11 protein-coding genes are annotated in these 13,426 nt (G+C 48.1%); 3 read left to right on the top strand and 8 right to left on the bottom strand.

All coding sequences use genetic code 11. The annotated features are described in order from the left end of the window. Nucleotides 1-25: 25 nt before the first annotated feature. The 3 genes from MKY75_RS03750 (at nucleotide 26) to MKY75_RS03740 (ending at nucleotide 3,714) form a co-directional block, all read left to right on the top strand. Nucleotides 26-1,147 carry an LCP family protein gene (locus tag MKY75_RS03750; RefSeq protein WP_165150773.1) on the top strand — a complete coding sequence of 374 codons (1,122 nt, stop codon included), beginning with the start codon at nucleotides 26-28 and terminating at the stop codon, nucleotides 1,145-1,147. 83 nt (nucleotides 1,148-1,230) lie between these two features. Beyond that, nucleotides 1,231-2,547, top strand: a complete 1,317-nt coding sequence (locus tag MKY75_RS03745) for a glutamate-1-semialdehyde 2,1-aminomutase (protein WP_025722139.1) — start codon at nucleotides 1,231-1,233, stop codon at nucleotides 2,545-2,547. A gap of 207 nt (nucleotides 2,548-2,754) precedes the next feature. Then, the gene (locus MKY75_RS03740) at nucleotides 2,755-3,714 is read left to right on the top strand and encodes a DMT family transporter (protein ID WP_318627563.1); all 960 of its coding nucleotides are present in this window, start codon (nucleotides 2,755-2,757) and stop codon (nucleotides 3,712-3,714) included. Nucleotides 3,715-3,808: 94 nt separating this feature from the next. Here the strand turns inward: MKY75_RS03740 and MKY75_RS03735 are convergent, their stop codons facing one another. The 8 genes from MKY75_RS03735 to MKY75_RS03700 form a co-directional block, all read right to left on the bottom strand. Next, entirely contained in the window at nucleotides 3,809-4,210 is a 402-nt protein-coding gene (locus tag MKY75_RS03735; protein WP_340884353.1) for a sensory rhodopsin transducer, read from the bottom strand. A 55-nt stretch (nucleotides 4,211-4,265) separates the two neighbouring features. Further along, entirely contained in the window at nucleotides 4,266-5,300 is a 1,035-nt protein-coding gene (locus MKY75_RS03730) for a glycoside hydrolase family 88/105 protein (protein WP_029515762.1), read from the bottom strand. A gap of 72 nt (nucleotides 5,301-5,372) precedes the next feature. After that, nucleotides 5,373-6,485 (bottom strand): rhamnogalacturonan acetylesterase, encoded by a 1,113-nt coding sequence (locus tag MKY75_RS03725; RefSeq protein ID WP_029515763.1) that lies wholly within the window; start codon nucleotides 6,483-6,485, stop codon nucleotides 5,373-5,375. Between the two features lie 113 nt (nucleotides 6,486-6,598). Further along, nucleotides 6,599-7,438: a carbohydrate ABC transporter permease gene (locus tag MKY75_RS03720; RefSeq protein WP_013308762.1), complete on the bottom strand. Its 840-nt coding sequence runs from the start codon at nucleotides 7,436-7,438 to the stop codon at nucleotides 6,599-6,601. A 5-nt stretch (nucleotides 7,439-7,443) separates the two neighbouring features. Next, nucleotides 7,444-8,352, bottom strand: a complete 909-nt coding sequence (locus MKY75_RS03715; RefSeq protein WP_023987015.1) for a carbohydrate ABC transporter permease — start codon at nucleotides 8,350-8,352, stop codon at nucleotides 7,444-7,446. A 238-nt stretch (nucleotides 8,353-8,590) separates the two neighbouring features. Further along, a complete protein-coding gene (locus tag MKY75_RS03710) occupies nucleotides 8,591-9,883 on the bottom strand; it encodes an ABC transporter substrate-binding protein (protein ID WP_029515765.1) in 1,293 nt (430 codons plus the stop codon). Between the two features lie 175 nt (nucleotides 9,884-10,058). After that, nucleotides 10,059-11,618 carry a response regulator transcription factor gene (locus MKY75_RS03705; protein WP_340884350.1) on the bottom strand — a complete coding sequence of 520 codons (1,560 nt, stop codon included), beginning with the start codon at nucleotides 11,616-11,618 and terminating at the stop codon, nucleotides 10,059-10,061. Next, nucleotides 11,596-13,326 (bottom strand): sensor histidine kinase, encoded by a 1,731-nt coding sequence (locus MKY75_RS03700; RefSeq protein WP_209018226.1) that lies wholly within the window; start codon nucleotides 13,324-13,326, stop codon nucleotides 11,596-11,598. Before MKY75_RS03700 ends, MKY75_RS03705 begins: the two co-directional genes overlap by 23 nt. Between the last annotated feature and the right edge of the window lie 100 nt (nucleotides 13,327-13,426).

The following is a 13,426-nucleotide window of genomic DNA, read 5'->3' as shown; positions in this document are numbered from 1 at the left end:
CTGAAAAGCGAAAGGGAGAGCATCCATGACAAGCAGAACCAAAAGGACGATATGGTCGGTTCTAGCCCTGGTTATCGTCGCGATTATCGGCTTTGCCGTGTACTATTTTACATCTATTTATAATCAGCTGGATAATCTGCATAAAGAGGGTGCTAACTCCCCCTTCAAAAATGTAAAGCAGGTCGATCAGGTTCGTACGCCAGAACCGCCCAAGTGGGAAGGTACCGATATGGTCAATATTTTGCTAATGGGTGTCGATGGGCGCGGTATCCAGAAAGGGGAAGTCCCCCGATCAGACAGCATGATGGTCGTGTCACTGGACCCCGTCAAGAAAAAAATCCACCTGTTCTCTATTTTGCGTGATACGTACGTGGATATTCCCGGTTACGGAAAAAATCGAATTAATACCGCCATTACTCACGGACCCAACACAGCCATGAAGACGGCTGGCGATCTGTTAGGCATTCCGGTGCAATATTATGTGTACACGGATTTCCAGGGTTTTATCAAACTGGTGGATGCCGTAGGCGGGATTGATTTTGAAGTGGAAAAGGATATGCATTATACAAGTAATGCAGATAAACATCAGTACGACATTGATTTGAAAAAGGGTATGCAGCATCTGGATGGCAACACGGCGCTTCAATATGTGCGGTTCCGCCACGATGCGATGTCCGACTTCTCCCGATCAGGACGGCAACGCGCATTTTTGGAGGCCGTAGCCCAGAAAATGCAGACCACGACTTCCATCGCCAACCTGCCGAACATTTTAGAGCAGGTTAACCCGTACATCGACACAAATCTCAGTGTTAACGATATGTGGAAGCTGGCGAATGTGGGGTACCAAAGCAACTTTGCAGGCAGTGAACAGGTTCCACCGATGAAGATGCTCGGAGAAGAGAATGTGGGCGGCGCGGCAGTTCTTACTGTCCGCGATCCGGAAGAACTGAAAACGTATGTGCAGGATATTTTTAATAATCCACCCACACAAACACAGGAACAAAATAAGGATCAGACCGAAACAAAACAGCCAGACAGTGCATCGTCTACCAAGACGGATAAAGCTTCTTTTACAGGGGGCAGTAAAGCCAGTGATGAGAATGCTTCCAAACAATCAACAACAAAGACAGGTCAAAAAGAGCTATAATGATGTATGCAGGGGCAGCCGTGAACGCTGCCCTTTGGCGTGTGTATACCCTATTTTAATGAACGGAAAGGAAGTTTTTGATGATGAAACGGGAAAACTCCGAAGCACTATATAAAGAAGCCCTGGAGCATATTGTCGGGGGCGTTAACAGCCCTTCACGTTCCTTTAAAGCTGTGGGCGGCGGTGCTCCAGTATTCATGAAACGCGCTAAAGGTGCTCATTTCTGGGACGAGGATGATAATCGGTATATCGATTATTTGGCGGCCTACGGCCCTATTATTACCGGACATGCTCACCCCCATATTACCAAGGCGATCAGCGAAGCGGCCGCGAACGGCGTATTATACGGAACCTCAACGGTATTGGAAATCAAACTGGCCAAGATGCTGAAGGAAGCCATTCCTTCTATGGACAAGGTCCGGTTTGTGAATTCCGGCACAGAAGCAGTCATGACGACGATTCGTGTGGCACGGGCTTATACTGGGCGGAACAAGATCATCAAATTTGCCGGCTGCTACCATGGTCACTCGGATCTGGTACTTGTAGCTGCTGGCTCTGGACCTTCTACACTGGGCATACCTGACAGTGCAGGCATTACAACCAACATTGCGAGCGAGGTCATTACTGTGCCATTCAATGACCTCGACGCGTTGCGCCAAGCTTTGGAGCGCTGGAGCGACGATGTGGCGGCAGTCATGGTCGAGCCTATTGTCGGTAATTTCGGCATGGTTATGCCGCAGCCCGGTTATTTGGAAGGGTTGTGCTCCATGGCGCGTGCGAACGGCTCACTCGTCATTTATGACGAGGTCATTACCGCATTCCGATTCCACTTCGGCTCTACCCAAACGTATGCAGGTTTGGACAACCATGATGCGATTCAGCCAGATTTGACCGCGCTGGGCAAAATCATGGGTGGTGGTCTGCCAATTGGTGCCTACGGTGGCAGCAAACAGATCATGGAGCAGGTTGCCCCACTCGGCCCGGCTTATCAGGCGGGTACGATGGCAGGCAACCCGGCGTCCATCTCGTCAGGCATCGCCTGCCTTGAAGTCCTTCAAGGAGAAGGCGTGTATGAAGAGATGGAACGTCTGGCTGTGAGGCTGACGGACGGTATTCAGTCCTCTGCCGAACGCTATGGCGTGCCATTGACGATCAACCGTATTCGTGGAGCGTTCTCGACGCATTTCTGTGATCATCCGATCACGAATTACGCACAGGCGCAGGATACGGATAGCGAAGCATTCGCATCCTTCTTCCGTCACATGCTGGATCGAGGTATTCATCTGGCACCATCCAAGTACGAAGCCTGGTTCCTCACAACAGCGCATACGGACGAAGATGTAGATGCTACGCTGGAAGCGGCGGACGATTCGTTCCGGGCGATGTCACAAGGGAAGTAAACCCAGCAGTAAGTGATAGAATATGAATTTTGATAAGAGCTGGAAGTAGTCTTAGGGAAGGGTATTCGACCTCTGGGACTTCGTTCCGGCTTTTTTTATTTTACAACTGTACCCGTACAGTTTCAGATTTTATGGATTGTATCATGTTATGCCATCCGGGTATATTGAGAGAACCACAGGTTAAGGTCATGACTACGGAGGTTTATTATGCACAGTCGTTCCAGAAATGGAGCCGCCTATCTGGCAGCTCTCAGCTATGCAGCTATACTTGGATTTTCATTTTTATTTGTAAAATTGACGGTCACAGAGGCGAGCCCGCTGGATGTGATCGCCCACCGCTTTGCGCTGTCTTTTATCGCTTTGACCGTTCCAGTGCTGCTTGGTTGGATTAAGCTCAACATCAAATTGCGTGACATTCTGCGCATTTTACCACTGGCGCTGCTCTCGCCATTAGTGTATTTTCCACTGCAAGCCTTCGGGCTGATGAGCACTTCTTCATCGGAAGGTGGAATTATTCAAGCAACCGTTCCCATCTTTACGTTGCTGTTAGCTTCTTATTTTATTAAAGAGCGTACAACAGTAGTCCAAAAGATTTCCTTACTGCTCTCTGTCTTTGGTGTGGTTTTTATATTTGTAATGAAAAGCGGAGCACCGCTAGCGTCCAATAGCTATGGCGGTATTCTTCTGCTCGTGCTCTCTGCGATATGCCTATCCGGTTATAATGTACTGGCACGGCCCTTAACACAAAAGTACAGCCCCATGGAATTGACCTACGTTACCTCTATTTTGGGATGTATCGTTTTTAACGTGGTGGCACTGGGATATCATGCCATAGACGGCTCCATGAGCGCCTATACCGCTCCACTGGTGAAGCCTGGTTATTGGATGGCACTGATTTATCTGGGCATTCTGTCTACCCTCGTCACCTCACTGTTATCGAGCTTTGCCTTGAAGTGGATCGAAGCCTCCAAAATGAGTGTGATCGGTAATTTATCCACCCTCATTTCCATGATTGCCGGTGCTTACATTTTGAAGGAGCAGCTCGCCTACTATCACATTGTTGGGGCTGTGATGATCATTATCGGCGTGCTGGGTACCAATTTCGGAGGGCAAAAAAACTTCACGCCGATCAAAGCAACTTCGGCAAAATCAGAAAAAACAGGCTAAAAATAAATACTAAATTGCCTGCAAAAAAAGAAATCTCCCAGCTGCGCAATTCCAGCCGAGAGATTTCTTTTTTCACTTCTTAGTCTTCGTCGGATTAAATAGGGTACGCCATGACACTCATTAACGCCAATTCCGGCTGTGTCGTGTCCAATCTGCTATATTGTACGATGATGGGCACATCGCTAGTGACCGTAATTGCGTAAGGAATGCCTGTCGGAATCCGTTCGCCGGATTTCTCCAACGAGGCTGTTCGGATATGACGGGTTCGTCTTCCTTCCACCATCTCGGTCAATCCCTCCAATGGTTCGCGGTCTTCAAAATAGATGTCTATACTCAGATTTGCCACGCGGCGCCCACAATTCAGCACGCATATACTCTCATGACTGAGCAGCTCTCCCCGGCTTTCCGGTGGAATATACCCATCGGGGATGACCCAGAATAGGCCGCCTCGCGGCTGATTAGCCACCTTTTCCTGAGAAAGTTCAGCATTTCCCATACTATTGGCCTCCTTCCTTTACCCATAATACTTTTTGGCGCATATGCCCCTTCTTCTAGCCGTACGGATTCTCCTTGGTACGCAACAGTTGAGCCAGAAAAGCAAGCGCCAATCCCTGACCCCAGCCCTGAATGCGTTTGTAGGGGACGTTTCGATAGCCGTCAATATCGTTCATCACAGCGGTTCCAGCGGATACACCCGTTACTGTGCCGTCGTCCTTAATGCGGGAAAGAATACCGTCGATCGCCTTTTGTGTGTATTTGTTAAACAACCGCCCTTGCATAAGCAAGGCAGTCGCGATTCCTGCCGAGCCCGAGGTTTCCAGATAAGAGGTATCATCATTCAGCACCGTATGCCACAGCCCTTCCGGGGATTGCAGTCGCACCAGCGCATTGAGCTGGTCACGCAGCGAGCCATCGATGATCATATAAGATGGATGCTGCACCTCCACAAATTTCAGCGCTTTTGCCATCGTGAGAGCTGCCCATGAATTGCCGCGCGCCCAATATATTCCTGACATCCGGCTTTGATTCGCATGATCCCATCCGTGATAATACAGATTCGTATCCGGGTCCTGCAAAAATTCTTCATGCCCGTGATATTGACGAACCCCATCCTCCCAATACTCTTTGTTGCCCAACAGATGACCGATACGCAGCAAATAATAACCGGCCATAAACATCGTATCCACCCATGCTTGCTGCGGAAATACATCATGAAGTGAGTTCACCGTATGCTGGAAAATGCCGTCGGCAAACCGTTCCGCTTTTTTGGCCAAAAATTCTGCCATCTCGATGGCAATATCAAGGTATTTTTGCTCACCTGTGGCCTGGTAAAGCGTCAACAAACAGTGCCCGACAGAAACGCCGTTCACCGAGAGAGATGGAAGCCCATCCTCAATACTTTCGTCAACCCATTCTTTCAGCTTGATCAAATACTTTTCGTTCCCTGTCGCTTCATACGCTTCGCATACTCCGTAAAAGGCTACTCCACCCGGCCAATCCCAGCTGTAGTGCATTTGAAATGTGCGTTCAACTACCCGGTCGATCACCTGCTTAACTTGTTCTTCATCAAATATCAATGCAGGCATTTCCACGTCCCCCCCTTTGGTAAGTTTCACGTGAGTTACCTCCTTGACGTCCGTATATGAATAGGTCGTCCTTCAACGTAAATACATGCGTAACGGTTGCAAATCCAGTGCCCTCACAGCATCCACCACCATGTCTGCAATACGAACCGCACCATTCTCATGAAAATGTGTGTTATCCTCTAAGCCGCCGGAAAAGTTCATGTATTCACCAGGCAGCAGCCACATAAAAAGCTCTTTACTCTCTTCGGGACCCAGCTGCTCATATAACTCCTGCGTGCGGGCAGACAAATCAATCAGCGGTACATTCGCTTCTTCCGCCAGCTCACGAACCGCTGTTACATAGTCACCATGTGTGTCAGATAGCGTACCATCCTCATTAAAATAGCGACGATGTACGGGCGTGACCAGTACCGGGGTTGCCCCATGGCTTCTTGCGCCGTCGATGTAGAGTCGAAGATGCTCCTTGTAGGTTGTAAAAGGCTCTGTAGCCCGCTCCGGGTCAGGCTTCTGATCATTATGGCCGAACTGGATGAACAGGAAGTCTCCTGCCTTTATTTCGCCCAAAATGGCACCCAGCCGTCCTTCGTCCACAAAGCTTTTGGAGCTTCTTCCCGATACGGCATGATTATCCACGCAGACATCATGCTTGAACAGGGCGGGCAAAGCCTGGCCCCAGCCAGTATACGGATAACCGGATGCGTCCTGATCCGTAACCGTGGAATCTCCGGCTAGGAATAGCCGGAGGGTCTGTGGCGCTGGCGCAATCTCCAGCGCATTGAGCCGTGGCGCGGTGCCTGATACGGTGAGGCGCAGCTTACCACCCCGGACTGGCACCGCAAACAGGGCTTCGGTGAACTGGCCCGGCAGCGTGTGTACCGGGGGAAGCATGTGCTTGCCTTCACCAGCCTTGAGTCGCGTGAGCGTTTCCGCCTGCGAATCGCCGACCAGTATAGTGACGAGATACATCCCGTCTGGCACATCTGCAACAAATGCAGCGTTCAGTGGAATACAAAAGCTGCTTCGTAGCTGCGTGCGTGCATCCTTAGCTGCACACTGCCTTTTTCGACCGTACACATGCTCCGTAGTCTCGAAGCCATAGCCCTGTTCAGTTGTATATACGCAATCCGGAGACACTCCCTTGTAGCCATCCGCAGGTTCCCCCGGACCAAAATCAAACTTCCACAATTTACTCACCTCTCAGCCATCGCCCTCAAATCCCAACCATTTAATTGTATAAACCCGGATACCTTCCATTTTCACTCGTAAGCCTCATATCCTCACGCTATGGATTTTGGATCTTACCCCTTCAAGCCACTCGTACTCATTCCTTCTACAATTTGCTTCTGGAATGCGAAGAATACAGCGATAACTGGAAGCAGGCTTAGGATAGACATCGCGAACATTCCTCCCCAGTTGGAAGCCGACTCGCTGTCGAGGAACATCTTGAGTGCAATAGATACGGTATATTTCTCCGGCGAATTCAGATACAGTACCGGACCTAGCAAATCCTCCCACTTCCAGTAGAAAGAGAAGATTGCCGCTGTAGCCAACGACGACTTGAGTAAGGGTAAAATAATTCTAAAATACAGCCGGAACTTGCCGCATCCGTCAATCGTTGCCGCTTCATCCAGCTCTCCTGGAATCGTACGTATAAACTGCACCATCAGAAAGATGAAGAACGGCATCCCGAAAAAGGAGGGTACCACCAACGGTAAGATCGTATTGATCCAACCGAGCTTGGTGAAAATAATATATTGCGGTACCAGTACCACATCCCCTGGTAGCATAAGCGTCACCATCATCAAAGCAAACCACAAGTTACGTCCTTTGAATTTCAAGCGCGCAAAGCCAAATGCGATCAATGAGGAGGAAAGCACGGCTCCAATCGTTGAAATCACCACGATCGTGAGCGAGTTCAGAATGTACGTGCCAAAGTTGTAGCCAGTCGTTCCTTTCCAGCCTGTTACATAGTTTTGCCAGATCCATTCTGTAGGGAAAAGCGAGGATGCCGTGACGAATATCGTCCGACTTTCTTTAAACGAGCTGAACAGCATCCAAAAAACGGGATACAGCATCAGGAGCGCCAGTGCAGCAACCAGTATGTGATAAATTGGCCATTTGACCGTTTTCCATGCCATCGTTATCAGCGCCCCTTTTCCGTTTCATAAAATACCCAGTATCTGGAGGTTATAAATAATATCGCTGTCAGTATCCCAATCATAATGAGCATGACCCAAGCCATGGCTGCCGCATATCCCATGTTGCTGAACATAAACGCCTGTCGGAACAGATACAGTGAATGCAGCATCGTTCCATCCATCGGGCCTCCTTCGCCCTTAGAAATAACATAAGCGGGGACGAAGGTCATAAAGGCACTGATCGTCTGCATAATCAGATTAAATAGAATAATGGGGCTAAGCAACGGTAGCGTAATACTGAAAAATTTTCGTACTGGCTTAGCGCCATCTACACTGGACGCCTCGTACAATTCAACAGGAATGTTCTTCAAACCTGCCAGAAAAATCAGCATGGAGGAGCCAAATTGCCATACGGACAAGGTGATTAGCATCGTAAGCGAAGCATCCGGGTCACCAAACCACTTCACCGGAGTCGCCCCTAAGGTCGAAAGCAGGCTGTTCACTATGCCGTTATTACTGAAAATGTTCCGCCACATAATGGATACCGCAACACTGCCCCCGATAATCGACGGTAGATAGTACATCGTCCGATAGGTGCCGACCATACGCGACTTGGTATTCAAAATCATAGCCACAAACAGCGCGAAAATCAGTCGCAACGGTACACCGACCAATACATACGTAAACGTGACCCTGATCGAATTCCAGTATTTCGGGTCGCCTGTGAACATTTTTTCGAAGTTACCCAGACCAATCCATTTGGGCGGGGTGAACAGGTTGTAGGTGGTAAAGGACAGATACAGCGAAATAAACATTGGAATTAACGTAAACGCCAGAAAGCCCACAATAAACGGGCTGATAAACGCATATCCGGTCATATTGGCTTTCAAGCTCTGATGATTTCGCAAGCTCATCAAGCCTCCCTTCTGTTGCATTTTAAAGAATTAGCAAAACTTTATAATATTAATAATTCGTTGTTATGTGAATAATATTGTGATGTCTGCAAAGGGTGCTTATGCAGTCGGTTCGTCCAATCAACCGTGCGCAATCATGCTTTGGACTACGCACGGTTAACTTAACGAAACGTTCCTTCGATCATATCGATCTTATGCTAAAACAGTGTCAGATATCCTAAAGGTCACATTGCGCTCATTATTGCTTGTTATTCGCAAGGATAGTATTCGCATCAGCCCGGAATTTGGCCGCTGCGTCTTCAGGCGTCATCTGTCCGAAATTGACCTGTTCAATATAATCGGTCAGAGTCGCAATCACTTCCGGCGATCCGACTGGCGGCGGCGGGCTCATTGGAGAAGCCTTCGGCTCCATGGAAGCTACAAATTCAAACACCTGCTTCGTAGGCTCGCTCAACTCTGGCGCAACAGCCTCCTTGATTTTGGAGGAAATCGGCACGCCACGTTCGCCTTTAATCAATTTATTCGCTTCTACATCATTCATCCAGAAATCAATAAACTTTGCGGCCTCATCCTTCACCTGTGAACGGGAAGCAACCGTCCAGTACATCGTAGGCTGCATGTATACGCCTTTTTCCATATTCGGCCCAAACATTGGTGCCAGTGCCATGGGGCGGTTAACAACCTGCTGTAAACCTACATACTGATTGGACCACTGCCAAATACCGATGCCTGTTCCTTTTACGATATCGGATTCCTCAAGAATCCCCTTGGTCTGGTTCATAATTTCAGGAGGCGGGGTCGCTCCCTTCTTAATCAGATCAGCCAATCCGCTGAAGAAGTCAACAAACAGCTTATCATCGTCATACCCCAATCCTGTCCCTTCCGCATTGTAGAGAGTCTTTCCTTGCGTACGCAAATAATAGTGGAAGAAAATATCGGCAGCCATTGAGCTGTCAAAGTATACTTTATTGGAAGCTGCCTTTAAAGCCATTTCTTTGTATTGATCCCATGTCCAGTTGTCAGGAATTTTGTCTATGCCCGCTTTTTTGAGCAGCGCCGGATCATACTGGAAACCCAGAACATTGACACCTGTTGGAATACCATATTGCTTTCCTGCTATTACGCCGGTACTGAGTACATTTTCGTTCACGTCAGCGACCTGAATTTTTTGATTTAAGTAAGGCGCGAGATCCTCCAGTTGACCATTTTTTGCATATTGGCTAATGTACGAAATGTCCATTTGCACGATATCCGGTAACTGATTAGCCGCAGCCTGTGGGGCGAGCTTTTTCCAATAGTCATCAAAAGAGGCATATTCCACATCGATCGTTACATTAGGATTTTTCTGCTTATACAAATCAACGACCTTCTGCGTGTATTCATGACGCGTATCCGATCCCCACCAAGCGATACGTAACTTTACTTTCCCGTCTGCACTTGTGCCCGAATTGCCGCCGCCGTCCGCTCCGCTACATGCTGTCGTCAAAACGAGCAGCATAGCTATAATCAGAAACCATCCCTTTTTGCCCACCTATCTCTCCCCTTTTCGCTGTTCTAGAAAGGAGCCAAATTACAAGTGACAACGTATTTACGCATTTTTGATAGCGTTTACATTAGCTCCTGTTGTTATTTTCCCAAAAGCTGAGAAGCATTGGAATACACAAATCAGGTTTCCTGGGTTTAAAAAACAGTGGGACTCCATCAGCTCATCCCCTCTCGTGTGATTTAATGTACTCGGAAGGCGTCATACCTGCCCATTTTTTGAACACCTGGCTAAAATATTGCGCGTTCCCGCCAAAGCCGAACCATTCGGCCAGCTCAAACACCTTTACATCTCCTGTCTCTCGAATATGCTCAGCCGCACGTTCGATCCGATAACGATTGACGTAGTGTGAGAAGTTTTCCCCAGTCACCTTTTTGAAAATCTTCCCTAAGTAGTCGGAATTCATATACAGCATTTGGCCTGCCACTCCGTTCAGCGACAAATCGGATTTTCTGTAGTTTTGCTCAATAATAGTGATCATTTTATCAACGGTGGAAGATTGGCGATGCACGTTACTTTTATAATAGCTTGCAGTCATTCGTTCGGCAGCTTCCTGTACAAAAGATTTGAGACATGCCAGCGTTTTTTGCTCTGCCAGCACCACCATTCGGCTCGTAAACGCCGCACGCTCTTCTTCAGGGCATATACGGATCATAGCGGCATAGAGCTGAAGCACATAAGAGCGGGTCACGGAGATTTCCAGCTTCATCCGAGACAAAATACCGAATAACCGATCCACTTCCTGTGCAACCTCCACCGTATTTCCAGCCTTGATCAGCAGACCAAACTTCTCCTCGTCCAGCTCCAAATCTGCCATCTCCCGGGTATCCTCAGCCGCTAAGTCCTCCTTCGTAATCAGACTACCCTCCCCGGTGTAAAAACGGTGATTCATACAATGCAGTGTCTCCCGGTACATCCCCCGTGAATGCTGCATACTATCCGACTCACTAACTGCGACCGTTACCTCCAGCTTGTAAAAGCGATGAAATGTCGCACGTACCGCTTCAATCTGTTTCATAAACCGTGACGTGTCATCCTCACTTTCCAGCACGATGAGCAATTGCCCCTGCATGGTCGTACTGAGCAAGACATCATCCATCAAATCTGCCGCTATATTTTGCAATGCAAACAAATGCTCCGGCTCATGGGATTCCTCCACCCGCAGCAGCAGCATTCGAACCTGCTTATCTTGCAATTCAATTCCGAATAACCGCTCATAAAATGCGATATCGCGGCTACCGTAAGTTTTATAGGAAATAAACTCCTTCAAAAAGTGTTCCTTCACATGAGGCAGCATACGCTGAAAATCTAGCTTCATCCGGTTTACAAACTGCTTGCGTTCTTCCTGCTCCTCCCGCTCCTGCCCCAACTCGGTCAGAGCCTCATGAATTTGCCGCTCATTGCATGGCTTCAACAAATAGTGCTTCACCCCGTATTGCATGGCCCGACAGGCATAATCAAAATCTTTGTAACCAGACAACAGAATGAAACGGACGTCTGGAAAATGCTCCGTCGTTTTGGCAACCAGTCCGATACCGTCTAGTCCTGGCATAGAGATGTCGCTAATCACAAAATCAGGTGGGCTGGCCTGAATCTGATCATAAGCCTCAATCCCGTTACGTGCCGTACCAACCAATCTCGTGCCCGCTTTCCCCCAATCAACCACCTGTGATATGCCTTCCAAAATCATACGCTCATCATCAACCAGTAGCACCTTGTACACGACCCTGATCCCCTTTCACATATGGAATACAGACATGAATCGACGTTCCTGTTCCTGACTCGCTATGCAGCTCTATCCCCCAAGGTGTACCAAATGTCAGGTTAATCCGTTCCTGAATATTCGTAAGTCCAATGCCCTGCCCACGAGTCGTGACCTGCCCACTCCGCAACTTTTCCAAGAAATCCGGCGTCATTCCCGGTCCGTCATCTTCAACTCGCAGAAATAGCGCACCCTCGCTTTCTCTCGCAATAATAGCAATCTGACAGGGTTCAATTCGCGGCTCCAGCGCATAATGAATGGCATTCTCCACCAAGGGCTGGAGCGTTAGCTTCGGAATTTGTGCATCCATCAGTTCTTCCGGGATATCCAGATGGAAAACGAGACGTTCATCAAAACGTGTTTTTTGGATCGTTACGTAGCTCCTTACAATATCCAGCTCTTTTCGAAGCGGAATCAGCTGCTCTTCAAAACTGACCGCACTGCGCAATAGAAAAGCAAGTGCTTCCACCATCTCTGAAATCCGATCCTGCTTATTGGCCTTGGCGAGCCAGTTCACGGACTCTAATGTATTGTATAAAAAATGTGGATTAATCTGGGCCTGGAGCGCCTTTAGCTCTGTTTCCCGCAGTAATAGCTGCTTGGCAACATTCTCATTAATGAGCTCACGAATGCGGCGAATCATTTTCTTGTACGTTCGATGAAGCAAGCCTACCTCATCCTGTGTGGAAAGGGGGACCGCACCAAGTGCTTCCTCTTCCAAACGGTCGAGATCGCCTTTTTCTATTTTACGCATGTTCTGGATTAATTGAACGATCGGTTTGGTAATGCTCCCTGACAATCTAGCCCCCAGAGCCAATGCGATAAGAAGCATAATGACAAAAATAGCGCTTACAACTTCTTTGATAATCGTAATGCTGCGAAACATATCATCGAAGGGGGTCATATGCAAATACGTCCAATCCGTATAAGAAGATTTGATTTGAGCAGCGAAAAAGGTTCCTCCTGAGTAGGTCGCAATCCCGTAAGGCTGCTTCCGGCCCAGCTCGGCCTGAATATCACTCTCACTCAAAAGTGGTGTTTCGGGATAAATCATCCGCCTTCCATCTGTAATCATCAGTTGTCCGTCACGACCGGAGGTTTGCACACGGTCCGCTACAATCCGGTCAATTCGTACACGAATCGCAAGCGTTCCGAGCCCATTCAGCGTAAAATTGGAATCGGTAAAGGATTTGAACTGCCGAGCTGCCAGCAAGGAGGAATGACCTGCGGCATACCATGCATTGGAACCGTCATGTTCGTCTGCCAGCTCCGACAGGGTGGATCGAAGCTCTTGGGGAATACCTTCGCGGTTGCCCGCACTCATGACCTGTCCCTCTTTGTCGATGACCATCATAGAATAGACATAGGTTTCAGAGCCGGCAAAGGCGACAAGCCTATTCGTTATTTTTTTACGCAGCACCATTTTGGCATAAGGGGATTTCTCTTTTTCCAATTGCAGCAAATAACGTTGAAGCTGCTCGTCCGTTGTTACCTTGAAAGTAACTTTTTCCACATCCTTCAGCTCATTTTCTATACCGATTGAAGAAATATTGAGTACTTCGGATGTTTTTTTGTACATTTGATTATCATAAATGTGAAATACGTACTTAAGTATGACTGCAACAACTGCAAAATTAACCAGCATAAGCACCGTGATCAGCAGTACCATTTTATGATGGATTCCAGCATTTTTGTAAGCGCTTTTAAAGTAGGTAATCAGTGATTGTCGCCTCCTTTATAACATACAAAATACCCCATGCCTTGGTCAT

Source organism: Paenibacillus sp. FSL L8-0663, from assembly GCF_038008125.1.
Lineage (GTDB): Bacteria > Bacillota > Bacilli > Paenibacillales > Paenibacillaceae > Paenibacillus > Paenibacillus polymyxa_D.
The sequence above is the reverse complement of the archived record's forward strand: the minus strand, read 5'-3'. Positions and strand labels throughout refer to the sequence as shown.

What these genes read in the sequence shown, in the direction of transcription:
- MKY75_RS03750 (WP_165150773.1), top strand. Translation starts at nt 26, where the DNA reads ATGACAAGCAGAACCAAAAGGACGATATGGTCGGTTCTAGCCCTGGTT.
- MKY75_RS03745 (WP_025722139.1), top strand. Translation starts at nt 1,231, where the DNA reads ATGAAACGGGAAAACTCCGAAGCACTATATAAAGAAGCCCTGGAGCAT.
- MKY75_RS03740 (WP_318627563.1), top strand. Translation starts at nt 2,755, where the DNA reads ATGCACAGTCGTTCCAGAAATGGAGCCGCCTATCTGGCAGCTCTCAGC.
- MKY75_RS03735 (WP_340884353.1), bottom strand. Translation starts at nt 4,210, where the DNA reads ATGGGAAATGCTGAACTTTCTCAGGAAAAGGTGGCTAATCAGCCGCGA.
- MKY75_RS03730 (WP_029515762.1), bottom strand. Translation starts at nt 5,300, where the DNA reads ATGCCTGCATTGATATTTGATGAAGAACAAGTTAAGCAGGTGATCGAC.
- MKY75_RS03720 (WP_013308762.1), bottom strand. Translation starts at nt 7,438, where the DNA reads ATGGCATGGAAAACGGTCAAATGGCCAATTTATCACATACTGGTTGCT.
- MKY75_RS03715 (WP_023987015.1), bottom strand. Translation starts at nt 8,352, where the DNA reads ATGAGCTTGCGAAATCATCAGAGCTTGAAAGCCAATATGACCGGATAT.
- MKY75_RS03700 (WP_209018226.1), bottom strand. Translation starts at nt 13,326, where the DNA reads ATGGTACTGCTGATCACGGTGCTTATGCTGGTTAATTTTGCAGTTGTT.